The sequence below is a fragment of the Mangrovibacterium sp. genome, assembly GCF_059905295.1.
Map to the genome: position 1 here is coordinate 39,397 of NZ_JBZQJF010000028.1, position 17,652 is coordinate 57,048.

At 44.1% G+C, this 17,652-nt stretch carries 15 protein-coding genes; 6 read left to right on the forward strand and 9 right to left on the reverse strand.

Going from position 1 to position 17,652, the window contains the following annotated elements:
* Nucleotides 1-28: 28 nt before the first annotated feature.
* Nucleotides 29-520, reverse strand: coding sequence for a cytidine deaminase (locus AC37HE_RS01875; RefSeq protein ID WP_500781075.1), 492 nt, complete (start codon nt 518-520; stop codon nt 29-31).
* Between the two features lie 95 nt (nt 521-615).
* Here AC37HE_RS01875 and AC37HE_RS01880 point away from each other — a divergent pair, with 95 nt between their 5' ends.
* Complete coding sequence (locus AC37HE_RS01880) at nt 616-1,563, forward strand: glucosaminidase domain-containing protein (RefSeq protein WP_500781076.1); 948 nt, start codon at nt 616-618, stop codon at nt 1,561-1,563.
* Nucleotides 1,564-1,656: 93 nt separating this feature from the next.
* On the opposite strand, the gene fmt is transcribed toward AC37HE_RS01880, so the two are convergent.
* From fmt to AC37HE_RS01920, 8 genes are all read right to left on the reverse strand, one after another.
* Nucleotides 1,657-2,961, reverse strand: a complete 1,305-nt coding sequence (gene fmt, locus AC37HE_RS01885) for a methionyl-tRNA formyltransferase (RefSeq protein WP_500781077.1) — start codon at nt 2,959-2,961, stop codon at nt 1,657-1,659.
* A 103-nt stretch (nt 2,962-3,064) separates the two neighbouring features.
* The gene (locus tag AC37HE_RS01890; protein WP_500781078.1) at nt 3,065-3,781 is read right to left on the reverse strand and encodes a LytR/AlgR family response regulator transcription factor; all 717 of its coding nucleotides are present in this window, start codon (nt 3,779-3,781) and stop codon (nt 3,065-3,067) included.
* Between the two features lie 5 nt (nt 3,782-3,786).
* On the reverse strand, nt 3,787-4,878 hold the full coding sequence (locus tag AC37HE_RS01895) for a sensor histidine kinase (RefSeq protein WP_500781079.1): 1,092 nt from the start codon (nt 4,876-4,878) through the stop codon (nt 3,787-3,789).
* A 159-nt stretch (nt 4,879-5,037) separates the two neighbouring features.
* A complete protein-coding gene (locus tag AC37HE_RS01900) occupies nt 5,038-6,258 on the reverse strand; it encodes an ABC transporter permease (RefSeq protein WP_500781080.1) in 1,221 nt (406 codons plus the stop codon).
* Nucleotides 6,259-6,270: 12 nt separating this feature from the next.
* A complete protein-coding gene (locus AC37HE_RS01905) occupies nt 6,271-7,020 on the reverse strand; it encodes an ABC transporter ATP-binding protein (protein WP_500781081.1) in 750 nt (249 codons plus the stop codon).
* A gap of 10 nt (nt 7,021-7,030) precedes the next feature.
* On the reverse strand, nt 7,031-8,251 hold the full coding sequence (locus AC37HE_RS01910; protein WP_500781082.1) for an efflux RND transporter periplasmic adaptor subunit: 1,221 nt from the start codon (nt 8,249-8,251) through the stop codon (nt 7,031-7,033).
* A gap of 10 nt (nt 8,252-8,261) precedes the next feature.
* Complete coding sequence (locus AC37HE_RS01915; protein WP_500781083.1) at nt 8,262-9,578, reverse strand: TolC family protein; 1,317 nt, start codon at nt 9,576-9,578, stop codon at nt 8,262-8,264.
* Between the two features lie 308 nt (nt 9,579-9,886).
* Nucleotides 9,887-10,534, reverse strand: coding sequence for an HAD family hydrolase (locus AC37HE_RS01920; protein WP_500781084.1), 648 nt, complete (start codon nt 10,532-10,534; stop codon nt 9,887-9,889).
* A gap of 263 nt (nt 10,535-10,797) precedes the next feature.
* On the opposite strand from AC37HE_RS01920, the gene AC37HE_RS01925 reads away from it, so the two are divergent.
* The 5 genes from AC37HE_RS01925 to AC37HE_RS01945 all read left to right on the forward strand — a co-directional run bounded on the left by AC37HE_RS01925 (nt 10,798) and on the right by AC37HE_RS01945 (nt 17,603).
* Complete coding sequence (locus AC37HE_RS01925) at nt 10,798-13,086, forward strand: NADP-dependent malic enzyme (RefSeq protein ID WP_500781085.1); 2,289 nt, start codon at nt 10,798-10,800, stop codon at nt 13,084-13,086.
* Nucleotides 13,087-13,337: 251 nt separating this feature from the next.
* Nucleotides 13,338-14,282, forward strand: a complete 945-nt coding sequence (locus AC37HE_RS01930) for an aldo/keto reductase (RefSeq protein ID WP_500781086.1) — start codon at nt 13,338-13,340, stop codon at nt 14,280-14,282.
* A 533-nt stretch (nt 14,283-14,815) separates the two neighbouring features.
* The gene (locus AC37HE_RS01935; RefSeq protein WP_500781087.1) at nt 14,816-16,435 is read left to right on the forward strand and encodes a tetrathionate reductase family octaheme c-type cytochrome; all 1,620 of its coding nucleotides are present in this window, start codon (nt 14,816-14,818) and stop codon (nt 16,433-16,435) included.
* A gap of 15 nt (nt 16,436-16,450) precedes the next feature.
* On the forward strand, nt 16,451-17,095 hold the full coding sequence (locus tag AC37HE_RS01940; RefSeq protein WP_500781088.1) for a cytochrome b/b6 domain-containing protein: 645 nt from the start codon (nt 16,451-16,453) through the stop codon (nt 17,093-17,095).
* Nucleotides 17,088-17,603 (forward strand): YeeE/YedE thiosulfate transporter family protein, encoded by a 516-nt coding sequence (locus AC37HE_RS01945; protein ID WP_500781089.1) that lies wholly within the window; start codon nt 17,088-17,090, stop codon nt 17,601-17,603. Before AC37HE_RS01940 ends, AC37HE_RS01945 begins: the two co-directional genes overlap by 8 nt.
* Nucleotides 17,604-17,652 lie beyond the last annotated feature (49 nt).

Genomic DNA, 17,652 nt, shown 5'->3' on the forward strand with positions numbered 1-17,652 from the left:
CGGAGTTTTTTTTGTCATACTGACAAGGCTATTTAAAGCCGTTCAGCGAATTTCCGTTAAAACTAAGCGGTAGTAAACATTCCACACTATTCAACACTTCAATTTTATTTCGACTATCCAGGATTACACGAATCTCCTGATTATACCGGTGCTGACATTCCAACAAAGCTTGCCGACAAATACCGCAAGGACTCAGATTTAAGGCATGTTCTCCATTTTGATCAATCGCTGAAATCGCGATCGACTCAACCGCCTGATCCGGATAATTGGCATTGGCCCAGAACAAAGCAGAGCGTTCGGCACATATGCCAACAGGGGTCGCAGCATTCTCCTGGTTGCTGCCTCGCACAATTATTCCGTTGGTTAAACGGAGTGCCGCTCCCACCTTAAAATGCGAATAAGGAGCATAAGCTGTTGCTGCAGTTTCGCGGGCAGCAAAAACTAATTCACGATCGTTTGTTATTAACTCTTCCGAATTTTTGTATTCCGATATCAGAATTTTGATTTCTTTTGTTCGCATTGTCAGGAAGCTTTTTCTCAAAAATAACGCTTTAAAATTGTATTAGCGCAAAAACGAGGTCCAGGGAAAGATTTATTTTACAGAAGACAAGAATTATGCTCAAGAAAACAAGTTTACTAATATTCTTTTGCTCGCTGGCAATTTTAAGTTTGGCACAACGGGTGCTTACCCGCGAAGAATATATTGAAAAGTACCGTAAACTGGCGATTCACGAGATGCTACGCTGTGGAATTCCAGCCAGTATTACCTTGGCGCAAGGTTGCCTGGAGTCGGGAAACGGCAATAGCGACCTAAGCCGTAAATCGAACAACCATTTTGGTATTAAATGTAAAAGCAACTGGACCGGTCGGCGCGTTTATCACGACGATGATATGCGAAATGAGTGTTTCCGCCACTATAGTTCGGTTGAAGAATCGTACATCGACCATAGTGATTTCCTGGTTGCTAACCCGCGCTATGCAAGCCTTTTCCAGCTGGACATTACCGATTATAAAGGATGGGCCCGCGGATTGAAAAAGGCAGGCTATGCTACCGCTTCACATTATGCCGAATCACTGATCAAGATTATTGAAGACTATAAATTGTATGAGTACGATCATGTTGTTGACGGTGAAGAACTGGACATGATCCAGAACCAAAACAACCACAAGCAAGAAGCAGCCAAAGAACTGATTAACCCCTACCAAACCCGCAAGGTTGTTTTCAGAAACGGGTTGAAATCGATTGTGGTGAAAGCCGGCGACACACCGCAAAGCATTGTGGACGAGTTCAACATGAGCTTGTGGGAACTCTACAAGTACAACGACCTGCCTGATGAGCACCGTTTGCAGGTAAACGAAATTTTGTACATCGTTCCGAAACGGAATAAAGCCCTTCGGAACTTTAAAACACATGTTTTCCAGTCGGACGAAACCATGCATTACGTATCGCAAAAATACGGTATCCGACTGAAGAAATTATACCGAATGAACCGGATGCGCTATGGAGAACGGCCGGTAGCCGGAACGGTTATTTACCTGCGCGATAAGGCGCCCCGAAATTAGGATAGTAAATCTTTAGCATAACTTTCAGAAAAAGTAAAAATGCTGATATCTCATCGAGATCATCAGCATTTTTCTTTGATATTTAGCTTTGTTTTATTGCACCTTAAATGCTTCGGGATCGTGTACTCCACGTAAGAAATCTTCGGTTGCCATGCGCTTTTTGCCCGACAGCTGCAGATCGCTAATGACCAGCCAACCGTCCTTAGCTGCAATTTTAAGGCTGCTTTTACCATCGGTCTCCAAAGTCCCCGGGGCAACACCATTAGCCGGTTGAATTTCAGCACGGAAAATTTTCAAACTGAAGACCTTTCCTTTACCATCAACCAACTCGGTCCAGGCAGCCGGGTAAGGCGACAACCCACGAATCAGGTTCCGTACTTCAACAGCTGGCTTACTCCAGTCGATTTTACAGTCTTCTTTAAAGATTTTGGGGGCCGGTTTCAGGTTTTCATTCTGAATTTCGTCCTGCTCAACGGTTGTATAATTTCCTTCGCCTAAAGCATCCACGGTTTTTACAACTAAGCCCGCACCAATATCCATCAGCCGGTCGTGAATATCGCCTACATTGTCGTTGTCGCCAATGGTAATTTTTTCATGAAAAAGAATGGCTCCTGTATCAATTTCGTGCGACAGCAGAAAGGTTGTTACACCCGTTTCCTTTTCACCATTGATAACAGCCCAGTTTAAGGGAGCAGCACCCCGATATTGCGGCAACAACGATCCGTGCAGGTTGAACGTTCCCAAGCGAGGCATCCGCCAAACCATTTCGGGCAACATGCGGAAGGCCACTACTACCTGCAGGTCGGCCTGCAAAGCTTCGAGCTCGGCAATAAACTCCGGATTTTTCAACTTTTCGGGTTGCAGAACATGCAGGTTTTGCTCAACGGCATATTGTTTCACGGCCGACTGTTGCAGTTGACGCCCACGACCGGCAGGCTTATCCGGGGCCGTAATGACACCAACAATAGTATAACCACCCTCAACCAAAGCTTTCAAACTAGCCACAGCAAAATCGGGCGTTCCCATAAATACAATCCGTAAATCTTTTCCGGTCATAATTCCTTTTGAATAGTTTAGTGCAAAGATAGTACAAACATTGGGGATCGTCATTATCCCACGAGGGATAGGGACCGGAACCTTGGGGCAAGTCCTTCTCCCCTTGGGGATCATCATCCGCCCCATGGTTCGCGTCATCATCCCCTGATTACTTCTCTCAAGTACCTTGGGGATAGCCGTTCGCCCCATGGGGCACAAGGCAAGTATATTGGGGACAATCTCTGTCCCCTGAGGGACCATCATCGGCCCCATGGTTCGCTTCATCGTCCCCTGGTTACTTTCGACTAGTACCTTGGGGATGGTTGCGAGCCCCATGGGGCTCGAGGCAAGTCTATTGGGCATAATCGCTTTCCCCAAAGAGCTCACGATAAGTAGCTTGTAAAGCTATTCACCGGGTGACTTTTATTCACCAGGTGACTCAAAGTCACCTGGTGAATGATTGATCTTACAGGAAATTCTGGTTCAGGAACTCCTGGAACTTCTCTTTATACTGTTCGCTGACTGGGATATAAGTCTTTCCAAATACGATGCGGCTGCGTTCAATCACTTCAATTTTATCGAGGTTAACGATGAACGAGCGATGAACCCGCATAAAATGATCGGCAGGCAGTTTTTCCTCCATCGCCTTCATCGAACTAAGTGAAAGAATGGGCTTGTCTTCGTGGGCCAGGTAAACTTTCACATAATCCTTCAAACCTTCAACATAAAGAATATCGTTAAAATTGATGCGGCGAATTTTATATTCAGATTTTAGAAAAAGGAATTGATTATTCGCTTCCAGGCTTGTAGCAGCCCCCAATTCGAGGTCGATCTGCTTTTTTGCTTTGTTTACTGCTGTTAAAAATTCCTGGTAGCTATAGGGTTTCAGCAGGTAGTCAATTGCATTCAGCTTAATGCCCTCCAAAGCATATTTTTCGTATGCTGTTGTAAAAATCAATTTAGCCCTGGTATCCTGCACCCGTGCAAATTCGATCCCTGTCAGGTCGGGCATTTGAATATCGAGGATGATCAGGTCAACTTCATTCTCCGACAGAAAATCCATGGCATCCAAGGGGTTGTCGAACGAGCCCAACAAATCGAGGAAGGGCGTTTTCTCCACATAACCCGACAACAATTGCAAGGCTAAAGGTTCATCATCAATGGTTATCGTTCGAATGTTCATGACAATTACTTTTTGAGATTAATCGATAAACGGACCACGAATTCCTCCGGGCTATCCGTAATTTTCAACTCATGACGGTCGGGATACAGTAAATCAAGTCGTTTCTTCACATTTTCCAGGCCGATTCCTGAATGTTTCTTTTCGCCTTCGCCCCCACTTCGTCCAATGCTGTTGCGGGTTTCGAAACGAATTTGCTCACCATCAACCTCCATTCGAATATGAATAAACGACCGCTCCCGGTAACTCACGCCATGCTTGAACGCATTTTCGATAAAAGCAATAAACAGCAGTGGAGGGATGTTTAGCTCCGGTACACTTTCGGGCAAATCAACTTTCAAGTCAACCTTTTTATTAATTCGCAACTTCATCAGGTCGATGTAGTGGTTCATGAAAGTAATTTCGTTACTCAACAGCGAATAACCACCTTCCGATTCGTATAGTAAGTAGCGCATCAGCTTCGACAGTTTCAGCACAGCCTCCTGGGCTTCGTCGGTATCAATCCCGATTAAGGTGTAAATATTATTCAAGGTATTGAAAAAGAAATGCGGGCTAATCTGACTTTTCAGGAAAGCCAGTTCCGAGTTCAATTTTTCTTTCTCCAGTTCTTTCCGTTTTTTCTCGTTTTTCGAAAGCTGCTGCAAAACGCCCAAGCCTAATGAAAAACCAGTCACCAAAGCTGCAGTCGAAAAGAAGTTATAGATTTTAAACTGAAAGATTGGTGGTCGGATTTCGTCACCTTTGGCCTTACTTATTTGTGCCATAAGATCGGCCATCTCCTTCTCATGAACCGAATCGTGGAAAACATATTCGCCAATAAAATAGCTTATAAAATACAGCACTACGATTAAAGCGGCAGCCAACAAAAAATACATCAGCTTGCTTTCCTTCAGAAAATACCGAGGCACCAGCCACAGATAGTTCAGGTAAAACACACATCCGTAGATCAGCGCATTAAAATAAAATTGATGCAAGAAATGGCTCCCCCGTTCTCCTCCGTATGTTGAAATCAGGAAACTCGGGATAATTAAAATAATGGCCCATCCCAGGGCATGGAGCAAAATAGCGAGTCGGTTATTAAAATGAAGTTTGATCGGCATTTGCTAAAATCAATTTGAATATTCCGGAAACGAAGATCGGATCATTGATCTCACGTATTCATGCAATTGAGTTTTCCGGGAAACCCGGTAAATCAAATATACATATTTCGGTGAAGAAAAAGGTGCAGCCGCCAAGATGACGGACTGCACAGGGGTGTATTATTCGTATCGTAAAGCGTCAATCGGATTCAAGGCGGCTGCTTTTCGAGCCGGATACCATCCAAAGAAAACACCGATAACAGTACATACCAGGAAGGCAAAAACAACCGACATCGGCACAATGACAGTAGGCCAATTCATGAGGGCCGAAACTGCCGTTGATGCACCTAAGCCCAGTAAGATTCCAATCACACCTCCGCTAACACTCAGGAGGATTGACTCAACCAGGAATTGCATCATGATGTCGTTTCCGCGGCCACCAACAGAGAGACGCAAGCCAATTTCTTTTGTCCGCTCGGTAACCGACACGTACATGATATTCATGATACCAATACCACCAACCAACAGTGAGATTCCTGCGATAGCCCCAAGAAGCATGGTCATCATATCGCTGACCGATGAAAACATTTGAACCATCTCGGCCTGAGAACGAACACTGAAATCATCCTCGTCATTGGCTTTCAGTTTGTGGGTGTGTCGTAAGGTTTCTGTAATCTGAGTAATAGCCTGATCATTCAAATCTTCGGATGCCGCAGATGCAAAAATGCTCTGTATATAGGTGATTGCTAACATCCTTTTCTGAACGGTTGTGTACGGAGCAAGAATCAAATCATCCTGATCCTGCCCCATGCCGTTTTCTCCTTTTTCGGCCAAAACACCAATAATCTTTAATGGGATCGTTCCAACACGAATTGATTGACCAATCGGATTTTGACCATTCGGAAACAGGTTCTCAACAATTGTTTGGCCCACCAGGCATACTTTTGCGTAGGTCTTAACCTCCCGATTCGAAAAATTACGACCCGTTTCGATTGAATACTTTCGAATCTCCAGATAGTCATTATCAACACCATAAACACTTGTTGGCCAGTTATTATTTCCAACCACAGCCTGGCTCGATGAACTTACCTGCGGCGAAACTGCAGATACTGCAGAACATTGTTGTTTAATGGCATCCACATCCGAAAGTTTCAGGGTTTGCATATCGCTGGCACTCTGGCGTACACCACCACGCATGTCGGCTCCCGGTCGAATAAAAATCATATTCGTTCCCATGGATGACATCTCGTCCTGAATACTTTTTTTGGAACCTTGCCCAATGGCCAACATCGCAATTACCGAAGCCACACCAATGATGATCCCCAACATGGTCAAAAAGGCCCGAAACTTATTTCGGCGCAAGGCATTGATTGCAATTTTCAGGGTATTTGTGTAGTTCATTTTCTTTCCGTTTTAAATTACATCCTGATCAACCGGAAGCTCTGCCAGCATTTGCTTCGCGCTGAACCGATCTTTCACCCAGTCTTCTTTTACAATTCTCCCGTCTTTAAAAACCACATTTCGTTTCATAAAGCGAGCGATATCACTCTCGTGTGTTACGAAGATGATGGTCTTTCCCTGATCATTCAGATCCTGAAATAAAGCCATAATCTCGTAAGAGGTTCGGGTGTCCAGGTTACCGGTAGCCTCATCGGCCAAAATCACCCGCGGATCGTTTACCAGCGAGCGGGCGATAGCTACCCGTTGTTGCTGACCACCCGACATTTGATTCGGCATGTGGTGCATACGGTCTGCCAGACCTACAGCCTCCAAAGCAGCCAACGCTCGTTCCCGACGTTCTTTTGCTTTCACTTTACCGTTATAGTACAAGGGCATCTCCACATTCTCCAATGCGGTTGTTCGCGGCAATAAATTGTATGACTGGAAAACAAACCCCAGTTTCTCGTTCCGTAAACCGGCCAGTTCATTTCGATTCATCTCGCCCATGCTGATTCCGTCAAGCTTGTAAATACCTGCAGTTGGTTTATCCAGACATCCCAAAATATTCAACATAGTCGATTTTCCGGAACCACTGGTTCCCATAATGGCTACAAACTCGCCTTCTTCGATTTCCAGGTCGATGCCTTTTAGTGCATGCACCGTTATTTCTCCAACATGAAAATCTTTCTTCAGCTCGTTAACTTGTATAATTTTATTTCCCATGACAGCCTCCTTACTTGCTTTCTTTACTCTTTTTGTTTCCTCCCGGAGGAGTTGGCATAAACGGGCTTCTTGCTTCCTCAGCTTTCGCTTCCTTTTTAGTTTGTGAAACCATGGATACAATGACATCTGTCCCTTCTTTTGGTCCCGAAAGCAATTCGTAATTAATTTCATCGGTATCACCAACCTTCACTTCCTGCGGGTAGATTTTATTTCCTTCTTTTACCCAAACAACTTTTTTATCGGCTGAATTCGCTCCGGACTTCGGCATTTCAATTTTCACTTCGGGGTGCAACTCCTGATATTGAGCCATCAATTCCGCATTTGGTTTAAATTCAACAGCTAAATTCGGCACCGTTGGGATATTCACTTTTTCAGTCACATAGAATGTTGCATTGGCAGTCATACCGGGCATCAGTATCTTTTCGGGATTCGGAGCGTCAATTACAACCGTGTAAGTCACTACCGATTCGTCATCACTCGGATTTAAATGAATTTCCTTAACCGAACCGTCAAATGTTTTATCGGGGAAAGCGTCTACTGTAAACTCAACCCGTTGATTCAATTTCACCTGACCTATATCTGCTTCATCAACATCGGCCTCAATTTCCATCTGCGTCAAGTCGTTGGCAATAGTAAACAAGGTTGGTGTTGAATAGCTGGCAGCAACAGTTTCACCTTCTTCCACATCACGCTCCAGAACAATTCCGTCAATTGGTGAATAGATGTATGCGTAATCCAGATTGGTTTTGGCAGTTTTATACTGCGCTTCCGATGAACTCAATGAGGCCTTAGCCGACTCGTAATTGTACACCACCTGGTCGAAATCTGTTTGAGCAATCAATTTCTTATCAATCAGTTTTTGATAACGTTCGTAAGTCGATTTCTGATAATCATATTCAGCCTTTGCTTTATTATAAGAAGCCGCTGCTGAATGCAGTGCTGACGCAAGAGATTGCGTATCCAAAACGGCAATCAACTGCCCTTTCTTAACGATCGAGTTATAATCCACATAAATTTTGTCGATACGACCAGACACCTGTGTACCAACTTCTACTGTCTGTGTCGCTTCAAGTGTTCCGGTAGCAGTTACCGTATTACTAATTGTGGCACGACCGACCTTTTCTGTTTCCAGCTTGATATTTGCAGTAGTTCCGCCGAACATTTTGAATGCCAGCAAGCCAATTACGACAACTGCTGCAACAAGGATAATGTATACTAATTTCTTCTTCATGACTGAGTTTTTATTTGGTCAAACTAATTGGTATTCCTTTGTAAAAATCTAAGATCTTGGTGCTAAACACCATATTAAACTTGGCTTGTGTGAAGTCACTTTCCGAGGTAATCATGGTTGTTTTCACGGTTAGAAAATCAACCGAATTCAACAAACCTTCCTTATATTTTTCAGCAGCAACCTCGTAAGATTCTTTCGCTGACTCGAGCTGCATCTGGCTAGCCTCATACTGGCTTTGTGCTGTTGTCAGGTCGAGACAAGCTTGCTCGATGTTTTTGCGTAGTTCGTTTTGTGTATCAACTTTGGTCAGCTCGGCCTGGCTGGTTGCAATTTTTGCTTGCTTCACTCCAATTTTTCCTTGTTTATTCTGAAAAATAGGGATCGAAAGACTCAATCCAACCGTTGGCGTAAACTGATTTTTCAGTTGTTGCCCGTAGGTAAAACCGGAAACATTATCAGACCAGCCGGTTGACAATCCCGATGAAAGGGACAAAGTTGGCAGGAGACTGGCTTTGGCAATCTTTTCATTCATCTGTTGACTTTCCAGGTCTGCCTCAGCTTGCTTAATTTGAGGTTTAAAACCAAGTGCCTCCAGGTAAACATCGCTGGCAACCGGCTTTTCCGGATTATCAAGCAGTGCACTAAAGTCCGGAGTCTCGATTTCGAACTGATCGGTTACCGGCAGCTCCATCAACTGCATCAAACTAAGCTTAGCCATCGACAAGGTACTTTTGGCATTGGCCTCCGTCAATTTTTCGGTTGACAGTTCAGACTTAATCTGCAGGTAGTCCGAACGAGATATGACGCCTACATCCATCCGTTCCTGAGCTAAAGCCAACTGTTCTTCGGTTGCGGCGATTTGTTCCTGAGCATTGTTTAATTCTTCCTGGGCATACAAAATTTGCAAATAAGCATTCAGGATATTCAGCTCCAGCGATTCTTTCACGGTTTCGGAGTAATACTCGCTGCTTTGCAAATTCAGTTCCGATTGTTTAATCTGGTTCTTCAACTTGAAGCCATTAAAAAGGGTCATCCCGGCACTTACTCCAAGATTAGTGGTGTTATTCCGGCTACGATCACCAAAATTGTTCGACTCGGTATATACTTCTTTTGTCCAGCTAAAATTGGTACTGGCCGATCCCGAAAAATTGGGTAATACATTCGCTTTACTTTGCTCCAAGTCCAGTTTACTGCTTTCACTCGACAACTGCGATTGAACAACACTGACATTCTTTTTCAATGCGTAGTTGATGCAATCGTCCAACGACCATTGCTGATCCTGGGCCTGGGCTCCAAGCAAGCTCCCAAACCACAGAATTGTCATCATTACTAATTGTTTCCGCTTCATGATCCGCATACATTTTTGATTTGATACCAAAAGTACCGGACACTATTAATAAGAAAAAAAGCAATAGAAGTTTGAGGGGATTTTATCGACGTTTGGGCGGATTTTAGGTATGCGAAATTTCTGTTTTCAACCCAATATCTGGCAGACAACCTAGCTTGGCACCTCTATTTCGACGAAAAAGGAGCACCACACAACGAACCCATTATCCAATTATTCGATGGATTCAATGATTTTATCGACCAACTGATTTCCAAAATTCAGCAAAAGTTAATTACAGGAAAAACGAATCAGAGAAGCTTCAACATCTCAGCGGGAGTATCAATCAATTGTTGAGCTCCGGCAGCAACCAAATCTTCCCGGTCGCGGAACCCCCAGGTTACGCCCAGAGCATACATCCCGGCATTATTTGCGGTCAGCATATCGGTATCGCTGTCACCAACATAAAGGCACTCTTCAGGTTTCATTCCCATTTCAGCAGCTAATTCAATGGCTACTTTAGGATTTGGCTTTTTCAGTTCTTCTGTTGTCATCCCTTGCACGCAATCAAAATTAAAAGGAAGCACCGCCTCAACCAGTTTCTTGGTGAGCTCATCGGCTTTGTTTGAAAACACAGCCATCGGGATACTTCGCGCCGACAAGTCATCCAAAAGCTCTGCAATCCCCGCGTAAGGCACCGTTTTGTTTTTGTAATTTTGACGATAAACGGTCATCATTTCTGCAAAACATTGGTCGATTTTCCCATCTGTTCGCTCCCCCTCCGGAATAGCTCGCTGCATCAGCGTGCGCAATCCTGAGCCTACAAACGAACGTACAGCAACGCGATCATGAATCGGAAAATGATAGGCTTCCATCACGACATTAACAGCATCGGTTAAATCATCCAGCGTATCCAGCAGAGTACCGTCTAAATCAAAAATTACACCTTTAAAGTTCATTGTTATTCATTTAATTGTTTTTCGAGACCTGAAGTATTTTTTGTAAAAATAGTATTAATCATCGGTGCATCCCAACGATCTCCCCTCGTAAGCCCCCATATCTTAAAGCCAAAATTAGCCTTACATTAAGCTTTCAAAACCATTTATTTCACTCATCCTTCAAAAAACCTCATTATCTGAATCTTACTCCAATCCTACAAAAATGTATGAAATCAACATGTTGGTGATTAAGCTAACTTTGTGTATCTAAAAAATACCAAACTATGTCAGATCAATTAAAAAAAGATGCCCTGCAATACCATGTTCAAGGTAGGCCGGGTAAGATTGAAGTAGTTCCGACAAAACCTTATAGTACGCAGAAAGACCTTTCGCTGGCGTACAGCCCGGGAGTGGCAGCTCCCTGTCTCGAAATTGCCGATAACCCGGAAGATGCTTACAACTACACTGCAAAGGGCAACCTGGTAGCTGTAATCTCGAACGGAACAGCCGTACTTGGCTTGGGCAATATTGGCGCCCTGGCCGGCAAACCGGTGATGGAAGGTAAAGGACTACTTTTTAAAACTTTTGCCGATATCGATGTTTTCGATATTGAACTCGACACCGAAGATGTCGACAAGTTTATTGAGACCGTTAAAATCATCGCACCAACCTTTGGTGGTATCAACCTCGAGGATATTAAAGCACCTCAGTGTTTCGAGATTGAAGAGCGTCTGAAAGCAGAACTCGATATTCCGGTGATGCACGATGACCAACATGGAACAGCCATTATTTCGTCAGCTGCTTTCCTGAATGCACTGGAAATTGCCGGTAAAAAAATCGACGAAGTGAAAGTCGTTGTGAACGGAGCAGGAGCATCAGCAATGGCTTGTTCGCGACTCTATTTCTCGTTGGGTGTAAAACGTGAAAACCTGGTGATGTGTGACTCTAAGGGAGTGATTCACGAATCACGTACCGACTTGAATAAGATGAAACGCGAGTTTGCAACCAGCCGTGATGTACACACACTTGAAGGAGCGATGCGAGGTGCTGATATGTTTCTGGGCTTGTCTGTTGCCGACATACTGACAGCTGAAATGATACAGTCGATGAATGAAACCCCAATCGTATTTGCACTGGCCAACCCGGATCCGGAAATTGCCTATGATAAGGCGATCGCCTCACGCCCCGACATCATCTTTGCAACCGGTCGCAGCGATTATCCGAACCAAGTGAACAACGTACTGGGGTTCCCCTACATCTTCCGCGGAGCCTTGGATGTACGTGCTAAAGCCATCAACGAGGAAATGAAAGTTGCTGCCGTAAAGGCATTGGCAACCCTGGCCAAAGAACCTGTTCCCGAAATTGTTTCAACGGCTTACAACCAAAACACCATCAGCTTTGGACGCGAATATTTGATTCCGAAGCCACTTGATCCCCGGTTAATTTCAACAATTTCAACAGCTGTTGCTAAAGCTGCAATTGACTCCGGTGTTGCACGCAAGTCGCTCACCAATTGGGATGCCTACAGCGACGAACTGGATCGTCGTCTGGGACACGACAACTCATTGATCCGTACCATCCGCGAACGTATCAAAAATTCGGGCAAGCGCCTGGTACTGCCAGAAGGAAGCCGCCTAAACGTATTGCAGGCTGCTCAGGCCATTCTGCAGGAAGGTATTGCGATTCCAATCTTACTTGGAAACCGCTCACGCATTCAGCAATTAGCGAAAGAAAACAAAATTGATATCGAAGGAGCTCAAATCCTTGAATTCTATAGTGAAGAAGGGGCCGAACAACGTGAGCGCTACGCCCAAGCTCTGTTTGAAAAACGCCAGCGTCAAGGCGTTACGATGCAGGCTGCAAACAGAATGATGTATGCCAACGAATACTTTGGTATCATGATGGTCGAAATGGGAGATGCTGATGCATTTGTTTCGGGTTATGCAACCAAATATTCCGACACCATTCGTCCGATCAAACAAATCATCGGGACCAACAACCCAGGCAAACAGATTGCCGGAATGTATATGGTGATGGCTAAACGCGGACCAATCTTCCTGGCCGATACAACCATCATCAACCCGACCCCGGATGCTGAGGCGTTGAAAGAAATTACCCTGCTGGTCAATCGCACTGTGGGGCGTTTCAACATTGAACCTGCAATTGCCTTGCTATCGCACTCGAACTTCGGATCAACGGAAATGGGTGATCCTGCAGTGCCGAGAAAAGCTGTTGAGTTATTGCACAAAGAACATCCGGAGGTAATTGTGGATGGAGAGATTCAGGCCAACTTCGCCCTCAACAAAAAATTGCGGATGGAAAAATTTCCATTTGCCAAATGGGGTGATAAAAATGTGAACACTTTGATTTTCCCCAGCCATGGAACAGCCAACATAACACACAAGCTGTTGCACGAGCTGTCGGGCTACGAAATCATTGGCCCGATTCTACTGGGTATTGAAAAACCGGTTCACGTGTTGCCAATGGAAAGTACCGTACGTGAAATTGTTAACATGGCAACTATTGCTGTTCTTGACGCTATTTTCACGAAAGAGTCAAGCAGCAAAGCGTAAAACATCGTTTAATCATTCACCGGGTGAATTCGAGTCACCGGGTAAATTCAGATATACTCAAAGGTCGAGGCATAAGCTTCGGCCTTTTTCGTTCCTGTTCCATCTCTTTCTGAGTTTTTTTTTCAACCAGACCAAAATCTAGTTGTTATATTTACACAAAGCTTTTATTCCCCAACATTTTTTTCAAACCCGCTTTCAGAAAACGAAACAGAAGACGCAATCGCGCCGAAAACAATAAAAACAGATTTGACATGAAAAAAGTAAAAATTGCAAACACCGATTTGGAGATTGCTCCAATAAACTTCGGTGGAAATGTATTTGGTTGGACATTGGACGAAAAACAATCTTTTGAGATTCTGGATGCTTTCGTAGATGGCGGTTTTAACTTTGTCGATACAGCCAACACTTACTCGTGGTGGGTAAACGGTGTTGGTGGACAGTCAGAAACCATTATTGGTAACTGGATGAAAGCCCGCGGTAACCGCGACAAACTGGTTATTGCAACTAAAATTGGTTCCGAGACTAAAGTACATCCCAAAGACATCAGCAAAAAACAAATTCTGAAATGTGCCGATGAATCGCTAAAACGGTTACAGGTCGATTATATTGATTTGTATTATACCCACTTCGACGATGATAAGACACCCGTTGAAGAAACCTTGTCGGCTTACGACGAACTGGTGAAAGCCGGGAAAGTGCGATACATTGCCGCATCGAATGTTTCACCGGAGCGGTTGACTGAGTCATTTGAGGTAGCCGAGAAAAATGGCCTACCAAAATATGTAGCCCTTCAACCGCACTACAACCTCGTTGAACGCACCAACTATGAGCAAAACTACCTGCCTCTGGTTGAAAAATACGGATTAAGTGTATTCCCGTATTGGTCACTGGCCTCAGGCTTTCTGACGGGTAAATACCGTTCAGAAGCCGATTTAAGCAAAAGTGTTCGTGGTGCAGGTGCCAAACAATACCTAAACGACAAGGGGCTCAGTGTTATCGCCGCATTGGATGAGGTAGCGAAAAAACATGGCAGCCAACCAGCAACCGTATCCTTAGCCTGGTTATTAGCACAACCACACCTTTTGGCCCCTATTGTGAGTGCGACAAGCAAAAGCCAGCTCGAAACCTTATTTGCCGCTCCCAAATTAGAACTCGATACCGAAGATTTAACGCTGCTCGATCAGGCCAGCAAATAAACAAGGTTGAAAACAGAGAAAATTCGAAAAGACATGACTAGCCGGGGAAACCCGGCTTTTTTTATTGTCAACCGATTCCCCCTCCATTAAATAGCTGTACACCGAGCCAGGGAAAATAATATCTGCAAAAACCAGACAACCATCCTCACAAAAGCCGCCACCTTTATTCTACTTCAGGGCAGAATAACTCATCCAGATACAATCCCATTTTTAAGTTCGATCTGGGTAGAGCCATCCCCAATAGCCAACCAACACCACACGATTCTTATCTCCCAACAACACACCGAATTACACTCTATATCTGAACTTATATATGCCGAATAACACCAAATCAAAATTTAAAACGATTTTAAATTAAAACGGCTTAACTATCTATAATTCCGAAGATTATCAAGCACATACAAAAACATCGATAAATATGGAATTTGACACAAGAGATGTCGCATAACATTCTCCATTTTTTCATATGTCAATATTTGTATATTTAAAAATATTTTTAACCATATGCTCTTTTAAAACCTAAATAAACCACTATGAAACCGTTATACCGAAACATACTCCTAATCATAACATTAATAGTTGTGGCTTTGGTGTTAGTTAATTTGTTACATGAAGCTCCTGTGTATAATATGCAGATGGAACAACTAAAGCAAACCTACGCACTGAAACCGGTTCCTTCTGTTGATCACAGCAAACTTAAAGAACTCCAAAAGGAGTTCAAAACACCCCAGGAAGTAACCGAAGCTTGTATATCCTGCCACACAGAAACCCCAATGGAAGTTATGAAATCATCCCATTGGAATTGGGAACGGGTGTCCTATATTGAAGGTCGCGGAATTTCATCAGCCGGAAAGAAGAATGTTATAAATAACTTCTGTGTAGGTTCTAACTCAAACGAACAAGCCTGTGCAAAATGTCACATCGGTTTTGGAATGAAGGATAACAAGTTTGATTTCGACCTGGCTCAAAATGTTGACTGCATGGTGTGCCATGACAATAGCGAAGAATACCTGAAAGGGGCATCGATGGCCGGTTATCCTGATCGAAGCGTAAACCTGACCAAGGTTGCACAAAGCGTTGGCATTCCGCAACGAATAAACTGCGGATCCTGCCACTTCTTCAGCGGGGGAGGAAACAATGTCAAACATGGCGACCTGGAAGCAGCCCAACTATCATGCAGCCGGGATGTTGATGTGCACATGGCAACCAACGGCATGAATATGAGCTGTGTTGACTGCCACACCGCAACAAATCACCAGATAAAAGGCAAATTGTACTCCGTATCAGGCGACGATAACAACCGGGCGACTTGTGAACAGTGCCACAGCAACACACCACACTTTAGCAACGTACTCAACCGACACACTTCCCGAATTGCTTGTCAAACCTGCCACATTCCAAGCTATGCTAAAGTGAATTCAACAAAAATGGCATGGAAATGGTCTGAAGCAGGAAAGTTAAAAGACGGCGAGCCGTTTACGGAGGAAGATTCACTCGGCAACCACAGCTACATGTCCATCAAAGGATCCTTTAAGTGGGAAAATAACCTAAAACCCGACTATATGTGGTTCAACGGAACTGCCGACCAATATCTTCTTGGCGACAGCATTACTGAAGTGCCGGTACAAATGAATCGGCTTTTCGGTTCATATCACGATAAAAAATCGAAGATCATTCCTGTCAAAATTCATATCGGCGATCAAATTTACGACAAGAAATACAGGCGACTCGTACAGCCCAAACTATATGCAGCACAAAAGGGAGATAGCGCCTTCTGGCAAGATTTCGACTGGCAACAAGCCGCAACTGCCGGCATGAAAAATGCCAACCTTCCCTATAGTGGCGATTATGGCTTCATTGAAACAGAAATGTATTGGCCGATTAACCATATGGTAGCCCCTGCCAAGCAGGCCGTGAGCTGTGTAGAATGCCACACCCGCAGTAGCGACGGGCGCCTCGCTAAGCTAACCGGCTTTTATGTTCCCGGCCGCGACCGTAATGTAACACTCTCGAAGGTCGGTGGATGGTTCATTATTCTGACACTAATTTCGGTAGTGGCACATGCACTGATCCGCATGTCATCAACCATTATTAAAAATAAATACGACAAAGAGATCATCAACTACGACGAACAAGACAATACAGAACTATAAACTTAAACCTCAACGATGAAAAAAATATATATCTATAAAGGATTCGAACGTTTTTGGCACTGGACCCAGGCTTCGCTAATCATGTTCCTCGCCCTTACCGGCTTTGAAGTTCACGGAACCTACGAAATGTTTGGTTTCGAAAAAGCGGTAGAGTTTCATAGAACTGCTTCATGGCTTCTAATTGGATTGATTGTATTTGCCATATTCTGGCACATCACCACTGGTGAGTGGCGACAATATATCCCAACAACAAAAAAACTACGCTTACAAATCGTTTACTATGTGACCGGTATTTTTAAAGGTGAAAAACATCCAACAAAAAAGACCGAATTGAGTAAGCTCAACCCACTGCAAAGGCTTGTTTACCTGGGATTCAAATTAATATTAATTCCAATGGTTTTAATCTCGGGCATCTTTTATATGCTCTATAAAACCATCGATCAAAATAACATTGTAGTCGTTGAAGATTATCCGCTGAGTAGCATCGCCTTTTGGCACACCTTAGGAGCCATCTTGCTGATTATTTTCTTAATCATCCATGTTTATATGACCACAACTGGCGAAACACCTACGTCGAACATTAAAGCGATGATTACCGGCTACGAAGATGTTGAGCACGCAACCGAAGATGTATTATTTAAACCCAACCACCATGAATAGCAAACCATACATGAATCCATACCTGGCAGGCCTATTGTTAGGCTTAGTGTTACTGACCACCATTTACATTACCGGCCGCGGTCTTGGTGCCAGTGGTGCAGTAAAAAGCGTAACCCTGGAAGCGATTGCGGATGTTGCCCCTGAGCATACAGAGAATACACCTTACCTGAAAAACTATGTCGAGTCACACGAAGGTGGCCCACTGAAAAACTGGCTCGTACTCGAGGTTATCGGGGTAATTATTGGAGCATTCTTCTCCGGAGTAATCTCCGACCGGGTTGGACTGAAACTGGAACGAGGCCCACAAATTAGTAATCTAACAAGAATCATCGCAGCCATTATTGGTGGATTCTTGTTTGGGCTAGGCTCCCAACTAGGCCGGGGTTGCACCAGTGGAGCAGCCCTAAGCGGCATGGCTGTCATGTCGTTTGGAGGCATCATCACCATGCTGGCAATCTTCGGAACCGGATACGCCTTAGCCTATTTCTTCCGAAAGCTATGGCTCTGAAAATCAATTATTCAAACAGTCCAATTTTTAACACTCAAATATTCCATCC

Excerpts from the sequence above, each read along its gene's own strand:
- AC37HE_RS01875 (WP_500781075.1), bottom strand. The coding sequence starts at position 520 with ATGCGAACAAAAGAAATCAAAATTCTGATATCGGAATACAAAAATTCG.
- AC37HE_RS01880 (WP_500781076.1), top strand. The coding sequence starts at position 616 with ATGCTCAAGAAAACAAGTTTACTAATATTCTTTTGCTCGCTGGCAATT.
- fmt (WP_500781077.1), bottom strand. The coding sequence starts at position 2,961 with ATGCCCAATAGACTTGCCTCGAGCCCCATGGGGCTCGCAACCATCCCC.
- AC37HE_RS01890 (WP_500781078.1), bottom strand. The coding sequence starts at position 3,781 with ATGAACATTCGAACGATAACCATTGATGATGAACCTTTAGCCTTGCAA.
- AC37HE_RS01895 (WP_500781079.1), bottom strand. The coding sequence starts at position 4,878 with ATGCCGATCAAACTTCATTTTAATAACCGACTCGCTATTTTGCTCCAT.
- AC37HE_RS01900 (WP_500781080.1), bottom strand. The coding sequence starts at position 6,258 with ATGAACTACACAAATACCCTGAAAATTGCAATCAATGCCTTGCGCCGA.
- AC37HE_RS01905 (WP_500781081.1), bottom strand. The coding sequence starts at position 7,020 with ATGGGAAATAAAATTATACAAGTTAACGAGCTGAAGAAAGATTTTCAT.
- AC37HE_RS01910 (WP_500781082.1), bottom strand. The coding sequence starts at position 8,251 with ATGAAGAAGAAATTAGTATACATTATCCTTGTTGCAGCAGTTGTCGTA.
- AC37HE_RS01915 (WP_500781083.1), bottom strand. The coding sequence starts at position 9,578 with ATGATGACAATTCTGTGGTTTGGGAGCTTGCTTGGAGCCCAGGCCCAG.
- AC37HE_RS01920 (WP_500781084.1), bottom strand. The coding sequence starts at position 10,534 with ATGAACTTTAAAGGTGTAATTTTTGATTTAGACGGTACTCTGCTGGAT.
- AC37HE_RS01925 (WP_500781085.1), top strand. The coding sequence starts at position 10,798 with ATGTCAGATCAATTAAAAAAAGATGCCCTGCAATACCATGTTCAAGGT.
- AC37HE_RS01930 (WP_500781086.1), top strand. The coding sequence starts at position 13,338 with ATGAAAAAAGTAAAAATTGCAAACACCGATTTGGAGATTGCTCCAATA.
- AC37HE_RS01935 (WP_500781087.1), top strand. The coding sequence starts at position 14,816 with ATGAAACCGTTATACCGAAACATACTCCTAATCATAACATTAATAGTT.
- AC37HE_RS01940 (WP_500781088.1), top strand. The coding sequence starts at position 16,451 with ATGAAAAAAATATATATCTATAAAGGATTCGAACGTTTTTGGCACTGG.
- AC37HE_RS01945 (WP_500781089.1), top strand. The coding sequence starts at position 17,088 with ATGAATAGCAAACCATACATGAATCCATACCTGGCAGGCCTATTGTTA.